General features: G+C 64.0%; 14 protein-coding genes. 6 read left to right on the plus strand and 8 right to left on the minus strand.

The genetic code is table 11. The features are described 5' to 3' along the window. Positions 1-177: 177 nt before the first annotated feature. The gene (locus FE240_RS04395; protein WP_193003525.1) at positions 178-1,125 is read left to right on the plus strand and encodes a LacI family DNA-binding transcriptional regulator; all 948 of its coding nucleotides are present in this window, start codon (positions 178-180) and stop codon (positions 1,123-1,125) included. Between the two features lie 160 nt (positions 1,126-1,285). On the opposite strand, the gene FE240_RS04400 is transcribed toward FE240_RS04395, so the two are convergent. The 8 genes from FE240_RS04400 to aroF all read right to left on the minus strand — a co-directional run bounded on the left by FE240_RS04400 (position 1,286) and on the right by aroF (position 9,567). Further along, complete coding sequence (locus FE240_RS04400) at positions 1,286-1,528, minus strand: DUF3297 family protein (protein WP_156991717.1); 243 nt, start codon at positions 1,526-1,528, stop codon at positions 1,286-1,288. A 340-nt stretch (positions 1,529-1,868) separates the two neighbouring features. Beyond that, a complete protein-coding gene (gene trpA, locus FE240_RS04405) occupies positions 1,869-2,675 on the minus strand; it encodes a tryptophan synthase subunit alpha (protein WP_193003526.1) in 807 nt (268 codons plus the stop codon). Further along, positions 2,675-3,865: a tryptophan synthase subunit beta gene (trpB, locus tag FE240_RS04410; protein ID WP_193003527.1), complete on the minus strand. Its 1,191-nt coding sequence runs from the start codon at positions 3,863-3,865 to the stop codon at positions 2,675-2,677. Before trpB ends, trpA begins: the two co-directional genes overlap by 1 nt. A gap of 20 nt (positions 3,866-3,885) precedes the next feature. Next, the gene (trpCF, locus tag FE240_RS04415) at positions 3,886-5,298 is read right to left on the minus strand and encodes a bifunctional indole-3-glycerol-phosphate synthase TrpC/phosphoribosylanthranilate isomerase TrpF (RefSeq protein ID WP_193004445.1); all 1,413 of its coding nucleotides are present in this window, start codon (positions 5,296-5,298) and stop codon (positions 3,886-3,888) included. 8 nt (positions 5,299-5,306) lie between these two features. Next, on the minus strand, positions 5,307-6,323 hold the full coding sequence (gene trpD / locus FE240_RS04420) for an anthranilate phosphoribosyltransferase (RefSeq protein WP_042049078.1): 1,017 nt from the start codon (positions 6,321-6,323) through the stop codon (positions 5,307-5,309). 9 nt (positions 6,324-6,332) lie between these two features. After that, the gene (locus FE240_RS04425; RefSeq protein ID WP_042049080.1) at positions 6,333-6,932 is read right to left on the minus strand and encodes an aminodeoxychorismate/anthranilate synthase component II; all 600 of its coding nucleotides are present in this window, start codon (positions 6,930-6,932) and stop codon (positions 6,333-6,335) included. A gap of 11 nt (positions 6,933-6,943) precedes the next feature. Further along, positions 6,944-8,536: an anthranilate synthase component 1 gene (locus tag FE240_RS04430; protein ID WP_404800053.1), complete on the minus strand. Its 1,593-nt coding sequence runs from the start codon at positions 8,534-8,536 to the stop codon at positions 6,944-6,946. Positions 8,537-8,553: 17 nt separating this feature from the next. Then, entirely contained in the window at positions 8,554-9,567 is a 1,014-nt protein-coding gene (gene aroF / locus FE240_RS04435; protein WP_193003529.1) for a 3-deoxy-7-phosphoheptulonate synthase, read from the minus strand. Between the two features lie 379 nt (positions 9,568-9,946). Between aroF and rnm the strand changes: the two genes are divergently transcribed. The 5 genes from rnm to rluB all read left to right on the plus strand — a co-directional run bounded on the left by rnm (position 9,947) and on the right by rluB (position 13,861). Next, positions 9,947-10,828 (plus strand): RNase RNM, encoded by an 882-nt coding sequence (rnm, locus tag FE240_RS04440; RefSeq protein ID WP_193003530.1) that lies wholly within the window; start codon positions 9,947-9,949, stop codon positions 10,826-10,828. Positions 10,829-10,947: 119 nt separating this feature from the next. After that, entirely contained in the window at positions 10,948-11,568 is a 621-nt protein-coding gene (locus tag FE240_RS04445) for an L-threonylcarbamoyladenylate synthase (RefSeq protein ID WP_042049085.1), read from the plus strand. After that, positions 11,568-12,386, plus strand: a complete 819-nt coding sequence (locus FE240_RS04450; RefSeq protein WP_193003531.1) for a segregation and condensation protein A — start codon at positions 11,568-11,570, stop codon at positions 12,384-12,386. Before FE240_RS04445 ends, FE240_RS04450 begins: the two co-directional genes overlap by 1 nt. Continuing rightward, positions 12,370-12,954, plus strand: coding sequence for an SMC-Scp complex subunit ScpB (scpB, locus tag FE240_RS04455; protein WP_193003532.1), 585 nt, complete (start codon positions 12,370-12,372; stop codon positions 12,952-12,954). Before FE240_RS04450 ends, scpB begins: the two co-directional genes overlap by 17 nt. After that, positions 12,947-13,861: a 23S rRNA pseudouridine(2605) synthase RluB gene (rluB, locus tag FE240_RS04460; protein ID WP_042049088.1), complete on the plus strand. Its 915-nt coding sequence runs from the start codon at positions 12,947-12,949 to the stop codon at positions 13,859-13,861. Before scpB ends, rluB begins: the two co-directional genes overlap by 8 nt. Positions 13,862-14,590: the final 729 nt, after the last annotated feature.

The raw sequence follows: 14,590 nt of genomic DNA on the forward strand, positions 1-14,590 counted from the left end.
TGGGCCTTCTGCCGCTTTCCTGCGGTGGGAGGCCCGTTGCATGGCGTGGCGATCCCTCGCCTCTTTTGAACCCCTTTTCTGCGGTCACCCTGTTGATAAATCGGCCAATCACATTGGCCGTCGGTGGGGGATCTGGTACGATGAAACAAGTTGTAAACCGGTTACCGGAATCACTCCATGGCGAATATTACCGATGTTTCACGTCTGGCAAATGTCTCGAAGGCGACCGTCTCGCGGGTGCTCAGCGGCTCGCGCGGTGTGCGTGAAGAGAGCCGCCTAGCCGTATTGCAGGCCGTCGAGCAGCTCAACTACCGCCCCAATGTGTTGGCCCGCTCGCTGGCGACCCAGGCAACCGACTGCATCGGTCTGCTGCTGACCAGCCAGAGCCATCAGTTGCTCACCACCTTGTTGCCTGCGCTTGAATCTCAGCTGACCCAGGCCGGTAAGAGCCTGCTGCTGCGCTTTGCTGACAGCGAGGAGGCCCAGCAACAGGCGCTCGACGAGCTGCTCGGTGGGCGCTGTGATGCAGTGCTTGGCATCGGATTGATGGTCAACCCGCCCGATGAGGAGCGCCTGCTGCTGCTCGATGATATGGCGGGGGTGATCAGCTACGACCTCACCTTTGCCTGCGAGAGCGCCTGCCGCTTCCTGCTTGGCAAGGGGCATCGCCAGATAGCCTTGCTGCTCGACGATCGCCGCTCTCCGACTGGCCAGCAGATCCTGCGCGGTTATCAGGAGGCGCTGCAACAGCAATCCCTGCCTTATAACCAGCAACTGGTGATCGATGCCCAGGGCAACGCCCAGGCCCTGCTCGGTCTGCTCAACCGCTATCTACCCTTCACCGCCCTGGTGGTGCAGCACGACGTGCAGGCCGCCGAGGCGATGCAGTTGCTGCGAGAGTTCAATATCCAGGTGCCTGAAGAGGTCTCCCTCATCACGCTGGAGGGGAGCCCGCTCTCGGCCGTCCTGCAACCGGCATTGACCTGTATCGAGTACCCGGTCGAGCAGATTGCCCGCGAGTGCGCCCAGGCCCTGATTGCCAGAGGCGAGGGCCGGGAGGTGCTGCACAAGGAGATCCGGCTGCATGGGCGGCTAGTGACCCGCGACTCGGTGCGCGCCTGCTGATCGCCGCGCCGCGAGCAGCTTGAACCGGTTAGCGCCGGGAAATAAAAAAACCTCTGCTCATGGCAGAGGTTTTTTTATGGTCTAAGGAGGCCGCTGGGGACACTCCCTTCACGTGGCGCGCCGCCCTGGCCTAATTGGCTCTTTGTGCTGAACCAAAGACTCAGAGGTAATAGGCCTCGACGCTACCCTTGACGGTGATCAGCATGGGGTTACCGTAGCGATCCTTGGCCTTGGGGGAGGGGATCTTCACCCAGCCTTCGCTGATGCAGTACTCCTCGACATTGGTGCGCTCCTTGCCGTTCACACGAATACCGATCTCGTGCTCGAAGCATTCGGCCACATAGTGCGGGCTGCGCGGGTTGGCCGCCAGATGATCCGGCAGGGCCGGTTTGTTGTCGCTCATGGTGATTACCTGTTGTGGATGCAAAGTGCGCCATTGTAGGCAATGGCCGTAGTGGGCTCAAGGTCGCCCTACTCTCAGTGGGGGGCTCGGCCAGGCTCTTTCACCGATGCCGGGCAACTCAATCCCTGCGGAATTGCCGCTACGGGGGGTTGTCAGCCCTTTGGTCGACGCACTCAAGCCTGTGGCTGGGGGCTTGTGATGCGGCGGCGCCGCACAGGGCTTTCGCCCTCGCGTTCCATGTGGCGAGCCGCATCAAGGGGTCGAAAAGAAAAGGGAGCCCATCAGGCTCCCTCGGTGCAAACCGCTATTTACGGTTAGCGGCATCTGGTCAATGCCAGCCTTAGCGGTTGGTCGCCGCCTTCATCCCCTGCACAAACTCCTTGAGGCGGATCAGCATGTGGGCCGGGTCCTGGTAGTGGGTCTCGATGATCTTGACCACGGCCGAGCCCGAGATAACACCGGCAGCGCCGGCCTTGATGGCATCACGCACCTGGCTCGGTTCGCTGATGCCAAAGCCGAGCAGGGCGCGCGGCGCATTGAACTCGCGCAGTGTGTTGATGAGCCCCTCGACCGGCATGCCGGCCTTGGTCTCGGCACCGGTGACGCCGGCACGGCTCACCAGGTAGGTGTAACCACGGCCCAGCGCGGCCACCTGCTTGAGGGTCTCTTGATCCGCGTTGGGCGGGGCGATGAAGATGCTGTCGATGTTGAAGCGATCGGCGGCGGCCTTATAGGGCTCGCACATCTCCACCGGTACGTCGGCCACCAGCACCGAGTCGACCCCAGCCTGCTGGCACTTCTCATAGAAGCCATCGATCTTGCGCACATAGACCAGGTTGGCGTAGACCAGCAGCCCGATCGGGAGCGTCGGGTACTTGGCCCGGATGCGGCCGATCAGCTCGAAGCAGCGATTCGGGGTGGTACCGCTGGTGAAGGCGCGCAGGGTCGCCCCCTGGATGGTCGGGCCGTCAGCCACCGGGTCGGAGAAGGGGATGCCGAGCTCGAGGCCATCGGCGCCTCCCTCGACCAGGGCATCGATGATGGCCAGCGACAGCTCAGGGGTCGGATCCCCCAGCATCACGAAAGGAACGAAGGCGCCCTGCTTGGCAGCATCGAGACGGTAAAACATATCCGCATAACGGTTCATCACAGGACTCCTTGTTTCTCGAAAATGTCGGCGACGGTGAAGATATCTTTGTCGCCACGGCCGGAGAGGTTGACGATCAGCACCTGCTCCTTTTCGGGCTCACTGCGAGCCATCTTGAGGGCCTGGGCCAGGGCGTGGGAAGACTCCAGCGCCGGGATGATCCCTTCGTGCTTGGCCAGCTCTTGGAAGGCGTTGAGCGCCTCCTGGTCGGTGATGGGCACGTACTCGGCGCGGCCGGTGGCGGCCAGATGGGCGTGCTGCGGCCCAACCGAGGGGAAATCAAGGCCGGCAGAGATGGAGTAGGACTCCTGGATCTGTCCCTGATCATCTTGCATCAGGTAGGAGTGCATGCCGAAGAAGACCCCCTGGGTGCCGTAGCCGAGTGGCGCGCCGTGTTCGCCGCTCTCGATGCCGTGGCCGCCCGGCTCGACGCCGATGAGGCGTACCGAGGGCTTATCGATGAAGTCGGCAAACATGCCGATGGCGTTCGAGCCGCCGCCGACGCAGGCGATGACGGCGTCGGGCAGACGCTCTTCTTTCTCGAAGCATTGGGCTCTGGCCTCTTCACCGATCATCTTCTGGAACTCGCGCACGATAGTCGGGAAGGGGTGCGGCCCGGCAGCGGTGCCGAGCAGGTAGTGGGCGGTTTCGTAGTTGGCGGCCCAGTCGCGCATCGCCTCGTTACAGGCATCCTTGAGGGTGGAGGAGCCGGAGTGCACCGGGATCACCTCGGCCCCCATCAGGCGCATGCGAAACACGTTGGGTTTTTGTCGCTCACAATCTTTGGCTCCCATGTAGACGCGGCACTTGAGGCCGAGCAGGGCGCAGGCCAGCGCCGTGGCCACGCCGTGTTGACCGGCGCCGGTTTCGGCGATGATCTCGCTCTTGCCCATGCGCTTGGCCAGCAGGGCTTGACCCAGCACCTGGTTGGTCTTGTGGGCACCGCCGTGCAGCAGATCCTCGCGCTTGAGATAGAGGCGGGTCTTGGTGCCGCGGGTCAGGTTGCGGGTCAGGGTGAGCGGGGTCGGACGGCCGGCGTACTCGGTCAGCAGGGCCTTGAATTCGGCCTGAAAGTCCGGGTCATCTTTGGACTCAACGAAGGCCTTCTCCAGTTGGAGCAGGGCCGGGATGAGGATCTGCGGCACATACATGCCGCCGAACTCGCCGAAAAACGGGTTGAGCAGTGTCATTGTTGTTTTCCTTATCACAATCAAAGTTGTTGCAACTGAGCGAAGGCGGCGGCGAGCTTGGCTGCATCCTTCACGCCGGGGGCGCTTTCGACCCCGGAGTTGAAATCGAGACCGAGGCAGCCCACCTGGGCCGCCTGCAAGGCGTTGTCGGGGTTAAGGCCACCGGCCAGCATCAGGCGTGACTTATCGAGCCCATCGAGCAGGCGCCAGTCAAACGTCACGCCAGTGCCGCCGCTTTGGCCCGCCACCTGGCTGTCGAGCAGCAGGCGATCGCAAGGGTAGTCGAGCGAGGGCAGCGGTTCACCGGCACAGATCGGCACCGCTTTCCAGATTTGGCACCCTTCCGGCAGCAGCGGACGCAGGCGGGCGATGAAGAAGGCGTCCTCGTCCCCGTGCAGCTGTACGGCGTGCAGCCCCAGCGCCTCGACCGTCTTGGCGATGGTCTCGGGCTTGGCGCCGCGAAACACCCCCACGTAATCGAGCGGGGCGCCAGCCATCACGTCCCGGGCGGCCGGAATATCGACGTAACGCGGGCTCTTAGCCACGAAAATCAGTCCGCCATAGATGGCGCCCGCCCGGTGGGCGGCGGCGGCATCCTCGGGGCGGGTCAGGCCGCACACCTTGTTTTGGCCGAGCACCAGCTTCCTGACCGCCTTGCCCAGATCGGGCTCAGACATCAAGGAGGAGCCGACCAGGAATGCCTTGGCGTGGGGCCGCAGGCTGGCTACCTGGGCACGGTGGTGGATGCCGGACTCGCTCACCACCAGCCGATCGGCCGGGATGCGCTCGGCCAGTTGGCGGGTGCGGTCGAGATCGACGCTCAAGTCGCGCAAGTCCCGGTTGTTAATGCCGATGATGGGGGCACCGAGGGCGATGGCGCGCTCGGCCTCCTCCTCGTTGCTCACCTCGGTCAGTACCCCGAGCCCCAGCTCGCGGGCGACGGCGTAGAGGGTGCGATACCCCTCGTCAGTCAGCACCGAGAGCATCAGCAAGATGGCGTCGGCCTGATAGTGGCGCGCCAGATAGACCTGGTAGGGGTCTATCATGAAGTCCTTGCACAAGACCGGCTGGTTGACCCGGCTGCGTACCCGCGGCAGGAAGGCAAAATCCCCCTGAAAATAGGGCTCGTCGGTCAGCACCGAGATGGCCGCAGCGTAAGGGGCGTAGGTATCGGCGATCGCCTCCGGGCTGAAGTCGGCGCGGATCAACCCCTTGGAGGGGGAGGCGCGCTTGCACTCCATGATGAAGCGGGTGCCGCCCTGACGTAGCGCCCCTTCGAAATCGCGATCGCTGCGGGTGAGGCCGGCCTTAAAGCCCTCCAATGGCTCACGGGCCTTGCGCTCCTCCAGCCACTGCTGCTTGGCCGCGACAATCTTGCCGAGGATGGTCTGACTGAGGGAGGGGTGATTGAGCATGCGGTCTTCCTTCTCCATTGATTCCATTACTGTGCTTCCTGCCGGCTCAGGGCAGCGAGATGGGTGACGATAGTGGCGGCCTTGCCCGAGGCCAGCACGGCCAGCACCTGGGCGGCTGCCTCCTTGAGATCCTTGGCCTTGCCGGCCATCAGCAGCAGCGGGGCTACGTTGGCGGCGATGGCGGCGTTGTGGGCCGGCGCGCCGTGACCTTCCAAAATGGCGGCAGTGATGGCGCGGTTCTCGGCCGGCTCGCCGCCACGGATGGCGCTGACCGGATAGGTTTCGAGGCCGAAGTCCGCCGGGGTGAGCATAAATTCACGAATTTCGCCGTCACGGATCTGGGCCACTTGAGTCGGGCCATGGATGGCCACTTCGTCGAGGCCGGCACCATGTACCACCATACCTGTTTTCAGCCCCAAGGCCAGCAAGGTTTCTGCCAGCGGGCGCACCAATTCAGGGGCGTAGACCCCCATCAGTTGGAAGGTGGGGCGGGCCGGATTGATGAGCGGCCCCAGCACATTGAACAGGGTGCGGGTCTTGAGCGCCTGGCGCACCGGCATGGCGTGGCGCACCCCGGCATGATACTGGGGGGCGAACAGAAAGCAGACCCCCACCTCGTCTAAGCAGCGGCGCGACAGCTCAGGACTCATGTCGAGACGAATGCCCATCTGATCGAGCAGATCGCTCGAGCCGGACTTGCTCGATACCGAGCGGTTGCCGTGCTTGGCCACCTTGAGACCGCAGGCGGCCGCCACCAGTGCCGAAGTGGTGGAGACGTTGATGGTGTTGAGGCCGTCACCGCCGGTGCCGACGATGTCGCAGAAGTCGTAATCTGGGCGCGGGAAGGGGCGCGATTCGGCCAGCAGAGCCTCGGCGGCGCCGGTGATCTCCTCTGGCGTCTCACCCTTGATCTTGAGGGCGGTGAGCAGGCTGGCCAGCACAATCGGGTCGACCTCGCCACGCACCACCTGACCGAAGGCCTCGCGGGCCGCCTCGCGGGTGAGTGACTGTCCCTGATAGAGGGTGTTGAGATGATGATGCATGGGGTCTCCTTACCGCACACTGCTCTCGGGACGAGTGATGTGGGCGAGCGCCTGGGTCAGCAGACGGGCCCCTTCACTGGTCAGGATGGATTCGGGATGAAACTGGAAGCCGAGCACCCGATCATCGGAGTGCTCGATGGCCATCGGCATGCCCTGGAAGTGGGCGATGACCGTCAGCTCGGCCGGCACATAGGTGGCGACCAGCGAGTGGTAGCGCGCCACCGGCAGCGGGCTGGGCAGGCCGGCAAACGGGCCGTGGCCGCTGTGCTCGATGAGGGAGCGCTTGCCGTGGACAATCTCGTTGGCGGCGCCGACCGTGCCGCCATAGGCCTGACACAGGGCCTGATGACCGAGGCAGATGCCGAGGATTGGCAGCTTGCCGCGGGCCAGTTGGATCAGCTCGATGAGGCAGCCGGCCTCGGTCGGAGCTCCCGGCCCCGGCGAGAGCACCAGCACGGCGCTGCCTTCGCAGGCGTCAATCTCGGCCATGATGCGCTCGGCCGGCAGGCTGTTGCGATAGATGCGTACCGGATAGCCGAGGGTGCGGAACTGATCCACCAGGTTGTAGGTAAAGGAGTCGAAGTTATCGAGCAGGAAGATATTGGTCATGAGACGGCTCCTTATCGGTCGGTGGCGCTGAGCGCTTGCAGTGAGGTGCCGTGACTGGCGGCGATGGCCGCCAGCACTGCGGCGGCTTTCACCCGGGTCTCGTCGGCTTCGGCCTGCGGCTTGGAGTCAAACACCACGCCGGCACCGGCCTGAACATGGGCGATCCCGTCCTTGACGAAGGCCGAGCGGATGACGATGCAGGTGTCCATCTCGCCATCCCCAGTGAGATAACCCACTGCGCCGCCGTAGCTGCCACGCCGTTTCCCCTCCACCAGGCGGATCAGTTCGCTGGCGCGGATCTTGGGAGCGCCGGTCAGGGTGCCCATGTTCATGCAGGCCTGGTAGGCGTGCAGGGCGTCGAGATCGGCGCGCAGTGTGCCCACCACGCGGGAGACCAAGTGCATCACATGGCTGTAGCGATCCACCTTGAGCAGATCTTTAACGTAGCGGCTGCCCGGCTCGCTGATGCGGGCGATATCGTTGCGGCCAAGGTCGACCAGCATCAGGTGCTCGGCCACCTCTTTCTCGTCCTGGCGCAGCTCCAGCTCGAGGCGACCGTCCATGTCGAGGTTGATGCTGTCGTCCGGGTTGAGGCCACGGCGGCGGGTGCCGGCGATGGGATACATCTCTACTTGGCGGCTGCGGGCGCTGAATTTCACCGCGCTCTCGGGTGAGGCGCCAAACAGGGTGAAGGCCTCATCCTGCACATAGAACATGTAAGGACTGGGGTTGGTCTGCTTGAGGCGGCGATAGGCGGCCAGCGGGGAGGGGCAGGGCAGGGAGAAGCTGCGTGAAGGCACCACCTGGAAGATGTCGCCCTGGCGGATGAAGCCTTTGAGGCGCTCTACCTCGGCGCAGAAGTGGTTGTCTTCCTTGTCGACCAGCACCGGGCCTGTGATGACAGGGGCGGCCAGCTCGGGGGCCGGGGCACTGGCGCAGGCGGCTTTAAGTTCACCGATGCGGGCCGACAGACGGCGGTAGCTGGTGGCGACGCTCTCGCCTCCGAACACGCAGGCCTGGATCTTGGTGCTCTGCACCTGGTGATCGATGGTGATGAGGCTCTCGGCTACATAGAAGCAGTAATCGGGGCAACTGTTGTTCCCCTGCGGCACGGTGGGCAGATCCTCGTAGGCGGCGATCAGGTCATAGGCGAAGGTGCCGCCGAGAAACAGGCTGCGTGGCTCCTGCTCGGTCTCAAGGCTGGTGACCAGTTGGCGCAGGGCATCGAGCACCCCGACAGCCTTGAGGCGGCTGTCTTCGTCTTGCTCGCGCTCGGCGCGCGGGAAGGTGAGGGTCAGATCATTGGCGCCGGTTCGGCTGCGGATCACGGCGGCGGGCAACTGCTCGTCGAGCAACTGCTGTAACGGCTCGCCGTTGGGGGTCAGGGCGCGCACCGTAACGGTTTGGTCGCGGCACTCGAGGCGCAGGCAGGCATCGACCAGCAGCAGGCTCTGGGTGCCGGTCTTGCTGTCAATCTCGGCCGATTCGAGCATCAGGGTGTTGGGGCGCTCATCGCACAGGGTGCGGTAGAGGGCGAGCGGGTCGGCCACATAGGGGGCCGCGAGCCGCAGGATTTCAAACTTGCCGAGGGGCAGTGTGGTCATGATTTGCATCCTTTCAATCACAGATGGCGGCCGGCGGCCTGCACGAAGGGGGTCAGTTCGGCCACCAGCCGGCGGAACAGGGGCTCGGTCAGCGCCTGATGGCCATCGGAGAGGGCCTCGGCCGGGTTGAGGTGGGCTTCGACTATGATGCCGTCAGCCCCCACGGCGGCGGCGGCGCGCGACAGCGGGATCACCAGTTCGCGGATACCGGTGCCGTGGCTCGGGTCGACCAGTACCGGCAGGTGGCTCTTTTGCTTGAGCAGGGCCACGGCGTTGAGATCCAGGGTGTTGCGGGTGGCGGTCTCGAAGGTGCGGATGCCACGCTCGCACAAGATGATGCGGGGGTTGCCGGCGGCGTAGATGTATTCGGCGGCCAGCAGCAGCTCTTCGATGGTGGCCGACAGGCCGCGCTTGAGCAGCACCGGCTTGCCGCACTGGCCGACGGCGGTGAGCAGGCGGAAGTTTTGCATGTTGCGTGCGCCGATTTGCAGGCAATCGACGTATTGGCACATCAGTGCCACGTCGCTGGCGTCCATCACTTCGGAGACGGTGGGCAGGCCAAACTCGCGGTTGGCCTCGGCCAGCAGTTTCAGCCCCTCTTCCCCCAGCCCCTGAAAGCCGTAGGGGCTGGTGCGCGGCTTAAAGGCGCCGCCGCGCAGGGCCTGGGCGCCACACTCCTTGACCATGGCCGCCACCGCGCGCAGCTGCTCGCAGGACTCCACCGAGCAGGGGCCGGCGATGAGGGCGAAACTGTCGCCACCGACGGTGAGGTTGCCGATGCGAACCTGGCTGTCGTGGGGGTGCAGCTCGCGACTCACCAGCTTGTATTTAGAGAGGATCGGCTTGACCGACTCGACCATGGGGTCGGCCTCGAGGTTGAGGCCCTCGAGCACGCGCTCGTCACCGAGGGCACCGAGGACGATGCGCTCGGCCCCCGGCAAGTAGAGCGGTTTGAGGCCGGTTTGTTCGATGCGGGCCAGCAGGGCCTTGGCGTCGCTTTCGCTGGCGTGCGGCTTGAGAACGATGATCATGACGTGATTCCTTGAAATTGACTCTTAAAAAATTAACTAAATCAGTGTGTTGATACTTATTTGTCGGGGTGGCGCCATCGCCAGGTCAGTTTCATCGGTTTCATCGTCAGTCCATTTGCCGGATAATAAAAAAGCCCGCTGGTGTCAGCGGGCTTTTTTGGGTTCTTTATCTGCTGTCAGGTTTTCAGGTACAGCAACGACCACACGCCCGCTAGGAGGGAGTGTGCCACCACCAGATCAGGTTCGGGGTGTAAGTCGTTGTCATGATGCGATAACCCGTTTCATGGTTGCAGAAGTGCCTACAGTAAAACGATATTCCGGCAATCAAGTCAAGCCGATTTTTCGTTGCATGCGTTCACCACACGGAGCCGTTGCCCCCTTGCGATTCGATCTTCACTCCCATACCACCGCTTCGGATGGTCACCTCTCCCCCACTGAACTGGTGCGCCGCGCCGCCGAAAAAGGGGTCGAGGTGTTAGCCATCACCGACCACGATACCCTTGCCGGGCTTGACGAAGCCGCCGCCACTATCGCGGCCGAGTCGCTGCCACTGCGTCTGGTGAGTGGCGTCGAAATCTCGACCGGCTGGGAGCACCACGAGATCCACGTGGTGGGGATCGGGGTCGCCGTGGATAACGCCACGCTGGTCGCCTTTTTGGCCGAGCAGGGGCGTCGGCGCCGCGAGCGGGCCGAAGAGATGGGGATTCGCCTAGAGAAGTGCGGCATCCCCGGCGCCTACGAGGGGGCCAAACGGCTGGCCGGCAGTGGTGAGGTGACCCGTGCCCACTTTGCCCGCTATCTGGTGGAGGTCGGGGTGGCCGACTCGATGCAGAAGGTGTTCAAGAAGTATTTGAGCCGTGGCAACAAGGGCTATGTGCCGGCCCAGTGGCCCGAGATGGCGGCGGCGATTGCCGCCATTCACGCGGCGGGCGGGCGCGCCGTGCTGGCCCACCCGACCCGTTACGATCTCTCGACCAAGTGGCTCAAGCGGCTGCTGGTCGCCTTCAAGGGAGCCGGCGGCGATGCCATGGAGGCCTGCCTGCCCCAGCAGAGCCCAAGTGAGCGGGCCAACCTCGGCCAGTGGGCCGAGGAGCATGAGCTGCTGATCTCGGTCGGGTCGGATTTCCACTTTCCCCAGCCCTGGCTGGAGCTGGGGCGTGGCCTGTGGCTGCCCAAGCGGGGCCGGCCGCTGTGGCTGGCTTATCCCGAGCTGTTCGGGCTGAGCGCCGCCGATTTCGCTGTGGCGGATGCAACCCCTTGAAAAGGGGAGCACAATAGCGATTCGTGGATCCGCTCGCTGCGCGCGGCCGGATCCTTCGTTGGCAGCCTCTGGCTGCCACATTGCGTGAGCAATCGCCGGGGTTATCCCGGGAGGTATTCATGAGCCAGTATTTCTACATTCATCCCGAAAACCCGCAGGTGCGTCTCATCACCCAAGCGGTACAGATCCTCAAAAGTGGCGGCGTCATCGTCTACCCGACCGACTCTGGCTATGCCCTCGGCTGCCAGATGGGGGACAAGGGGGCGCTCGAGCGCATCTGCCGCATCCGCCGTATCGAGGCGGATCACGACTTCACCCTGGTGTGCCGCGATCTCTCCGAGCTTGCCACCTACGCCCGGGTCGACAATGGCGCGTTTCGTCTTATCAAAAACAACACGCCGGGGGCCTATACCTTCATCTTCAAGGCGACCAAGGAAGTGCCGCGCCGCCTGATGAACGAGAAGAAGAAGACCATCGGCATCCGGGTACCGGCCAACAACATCTCGCTGGCCCTGCTTGAGGCGCTCGGCGAGCCGCTGCTCTCCACCACCCTGATCCTGCCCGGCTCCGAGATGGCCGAGTACGATCCGCAAGAGATCAACGACAAGCTCGGCAAGCTGCTCGATCTGGTGATCGACGGCGGCTACCTCGGTGAGCAGCCCACCACCGTCATCGATTTCTCCGACGACGAGGCGGTGATCCGTCGCCGCGGCGCAGGGGACCCGACCCCCTTCGAGTGATGAGTGCACCGATCGCCCTGGTCGAGGGCCGGCCCTATACCGAGCTGCCGCAGGATCTCTTCATCCCGCCCGATGCGCTCGAGGTGTTTCTCGATACCTTCGAGGGGCCCCTCGATCTGCTGCTCTACCTCATCCGGCGCCAGCAGCTCGACATCCTCAACCTGCCGATCGTCGAGATCACCGCCCAGTACATGGAGTACGTGGAGCTGATGCGCGGCCTCAATCTGGAACTGGCGGCCGAGTACCTGCTGATGGCGGCCTGGCTGGCCGAGATCAAGTCGCGCCTGCTGCTGCCACGGGCGCCCGAGCTGGAAGAGGAGGAAGGGGAGGACCCGCGAGTGGCGCTGGTGCGCCGGTTGCAGGAGTATGAGCGCTACAAGGTGGCGGCCGAGGGGGTGGACGCCTTGCCACGCCTGGAGCGGGAGATTTTTGTCGCCAGCGCCCTGCCACCGGATTTTGGTGATCTCAAGCCGCTTGCCCCCGACGTCGGCCTGATTGAACTCGCCTTGACCATGCAAAGTGTGGTAAAACGCGCGGTTCATTTTGAACATCACCAGATAAGGCGCGAACAGATCCCGACCCGGGTGCGCATGGCCGAGATCCTCGCTATGCTGGCCCCCGGTGTGACGCTGCGCTTTGATCGGGTGCTGCGGGCCGACGAGGGGCGCATGGGGGTGCTGGTTACCTTCCTCGCCCTGCTCGAGCTGTGCAAGGAGTCGATGATCTGGCTGCTGCAAGCCGAGCCGCTTGGCCCCATCCACTTTGCCCTGGCCGCCGGCCAGCACGACGCGGAGCATGACCATGGCCCTGCCCACTGAGCGGCTCAAGCACCTCATCGAGGCGGCCCTGCTGGTGGCCGGCCGGCCCCTTGGCGTGAGTGAACTCAAGGGCAGTGTGCTGGCCGACTATCCGGTCACGCCGCGCTACGTGCAGCTGCTGCTGGCCGAATTGAAGGCCGACTATGAGGGACGCGGCGTCGAGCTGAAAGAGGTCGCCTCTGGCTGGCGCTTTCAGGCCCGTCAGGAGTATGCCGAGGAGCTGGCTCGCCTGTGGAGCGAGCGGGCTCCGCGCTACTCGCGCGCCGTGATGGAGACGCTGACCCTGATCGCCTATCGTCAGCCGATCACCCGCGCCGAAATTGAAGCCATCCGCGGTGTGGCGGTCTCGACCCAGATCGTGACCACCTTAAAAGAGCGTGGCTGGGTGCGCGGCATCGGTCACAAAGAGGTGCCCGGCCGCCCCGAGCTGCTTGCCACCACCCGCGAGTTTCTCGACTATTTCAATTTGAAGAGCCTGGATCAGCTCCCCGAGCTGGACGAGGCAGGAACCCCGTTGTCGGCATCACTGGCCGAGAGCGTTCAACAATCAGGTAAACCCGATGAGTGAAAAACTGCAAAAAGTGCTGGCCCGTGCGGGTCACGGCTCCCGTCGTGAGATGGAGGCCCTGATCACCGAGGGTCGGGTGAGTGTGGATGGCAAGGCCGCCACACTAGGAGATCGCGTCGAATCCAACGCCGTGATCCGGATCGATGGCCATGTGGTCAAGACCAAGCCTGCTGACGAACTGATCTGCCGCGTGCTCGCCTACCACAAGCCGGAAGGGGAGATGTGTACCCGCCACGATCCGGAGGGGCGCCCGACCGTGTTCGATCGCCTGCCGATCCTCTCCGAGGGGCGTTGGATCGCCGTCGGCCGCCTCGACGTCAACACCTCCGGCCTGCTGCTCTTTACCACCGACGGTGAGCTGGCCAACCGCCTGATGCACCCGAGCCACGAAGTGGAGCGCGAGTACGCGGTGCGGGTATTTGGCGAGGTGAACGAAGCCATGTTGCAGCGCCTGCGCAAAGGGGTGCAGCTCGAAGATGGCATGGCCAAGTTCAACAAGATCAAGCCGGCCGGCGGCGAGGGGCTGAACCAGTGGTTCAACGTCACCCTGACCGAGGGCCGTAACCGCGAAGTGCGCCGTCTGTGGGAGTCCCAGGAGGTGCAGGTGAGCCGCCTGATGCGCGTGCGCTACGGCGACGTGAAGCTCGATCGCGGTGTGCCGCGTGGCGGCTGGCAGGAGCTGAAACTGACCGAGGTGAACTACCTGCGCTCCCTGGTCGGCATGCAGCCCGAGACCGAGTCCAAGGTTGACGTGCACGCCGACAGCAAGGGTAGCCGCCACAAGCAGGCCGCCCAGATCCGCCGCGCCGTCAAGCGCCACAAGGAGCTGCAATCGGCTGGCGGCCGTGCCCGCACCCCGGCCTCGCGCCGCCGCCCCTCGACCCGCAACTCGGGTGGCAGCAAGTAAGCGGCAGCATCAGGCCGAAAAAAAGCCCGTCGTATGACGGGCTTTTTTGTGGGCGCTCGGCCATGGCTCCTCTCTTAATGCGGCGCTGCCGCATAAGACTCGAAGGCTTTCGCCTCCGATAGGGTTTCTCCTGCCCTTCGGGCTGTGGTGAACAACTTTTCTTTGCGTGGCCAAAGAAAAGTCACCAATCGATCGGTTATCCCCGGCAAGTTGTCTACTGCGTGTATTCCCTCAACTCACCTCGGCATCTTGCTGGGGGCAGCAATACCTGCCCGTCTGTGACTAGGGTGGCAGATTGGGCTCTGTTGATCGCTACGCGGCACACAAAATGGTGGGTGTCCCAATTTGGTGCTGCAAAAGCCGAAGATCGGCCTAACCAAGTGTCCGGATTTAGTTGACCACTACATTTTTCACCTCGCCCGCCACTTCGCAACGTGGGATGAACTCACTCCCGCTATTTGGGTGGCCGTCCGCCAGCGGTTTGCTCGGCGCAGCCAGTTTGCGCTGCCCAGCCCAGCGGCTGACTCGGGGCGGCTGACCTATATCCAGGTTGGGCCCATCCCATCACGGTTGTAGGGGCGGTATGCTCGTCGGCGAAGCGCGCTGGGTGATGGCGAGGCTCGATTGCCCCGGTCGGAACAACCCATTGGCGGCTGGCGCGGACGGCCACTTATGATAACGCCATCATCTCTTGCACTGATGACCGTGTGCTGCCGATAGCTGGCAGCC

Source organism: Aeromonas simiae (assembly GCF_014892695.1).
Classification (GTDB): domain Bacteria; phylum Pseudomonadota; class Gammaproteobacteria; order Enterobacterales; family Aeromonadaceae; genus Aeromonas; species Aeromonas simiae.

What these genes read in the sequence shown, in the direction of transcription:
- FE240_RS04395 (WP_193003525.1), top strand. Translation starts at nt 178, where the DNA reads ATGGCGAATATTACCGATGTTTCACGTCTGGCAAATGTCTCGAAGGCG.
- FE240_RS04400 (WP_156991717.1), bottom strand. Translation starts at nt 1,528, where the DNA reads ATGAGCGACAACAAACCGGCCCTGCCGGATCATCTGGCGGCCAACCCG.
- trpA (WP_193003526.1), bottom strand. Translation starts at nt 2,675, where the DNA reads ATGAACCGTTATGCGGATATGTTTTACCGTCTCGATGCTGCCAAGCAG.
- trpB (WP_193003527.1), bottom strand. Translation starts at nt 3,865, where the DNA reads ATGACACTGCTCAACCCGTTTTTCGGCGAGTTCGGCGGCATGTATGTG.
- trpCF (WP_193004445.1), bottom strand. Translation starts at nt 5,298, where the DNA reads ATGGAGAAGGAAGACCGCATGCTCAATCACCCCTCCCTCAGTCAGACC.
- trpD (WP_042049078.1), bottom strand. Translation starts at nt 6,323, where the DNA reads ATGCATCATCATCTCAACACCCTCTATCAGGGACAGTCACTCACCCGC.
- FE240_RS04425 (WP_042049080.1), bottom strand. Translation starts at nt 6,932, where the DNA reads ATGACCAATATCTTCCTGCTCGATAACTTCGACTCCTTTACCTACAAC.
- FE240_RS04430 (WP_404800053.1), bottom strand. Translation starts at nt 8,536, where the DNA reads ATGACCACACTGCCCCTCGGCAAGTTTGAAATCCTGCGGCTCGCGGCC.
- aroF (WP_193003529.1), bottom strand. Translation starts at nt 9,567, where the DNA reads ATGATCATCGTTCTCAAGCCGCACGCCAGCGAAAGCGACGCCAAGGCC.
- FE240_RS04445 (WP_042049085.1), top strand. Translation starts at nt 10,948, where the DNA reads ATGAGCCAGTATTTCTACATTCATCCCGAAAACCCGCAGGTGCGTCTC.
- FE240_RS04450 (WP_193003531.1), top strand. Translation starts at nt 11,568, where the DNA reads ATGAGTGCACCGATCGCCCTGGTCGAGGGCCGGCCCTATACCGAGCTG.
- scpB (WP_193003532.1), top strand. Translation starts at nt 12,370, where the DNA reads ATGGCCCTGCCCACTGAGCGGCTCAAGCACCTCATCGAGGCGGCCCTG.
- rluB (WP_042049088.1), top strand. Translation starts at nt 12,947, where the DNA reads ATGAGTGAAAAACTGCAAAAAGTGCTGGCCCGTGCGGGTCACGGCTCC.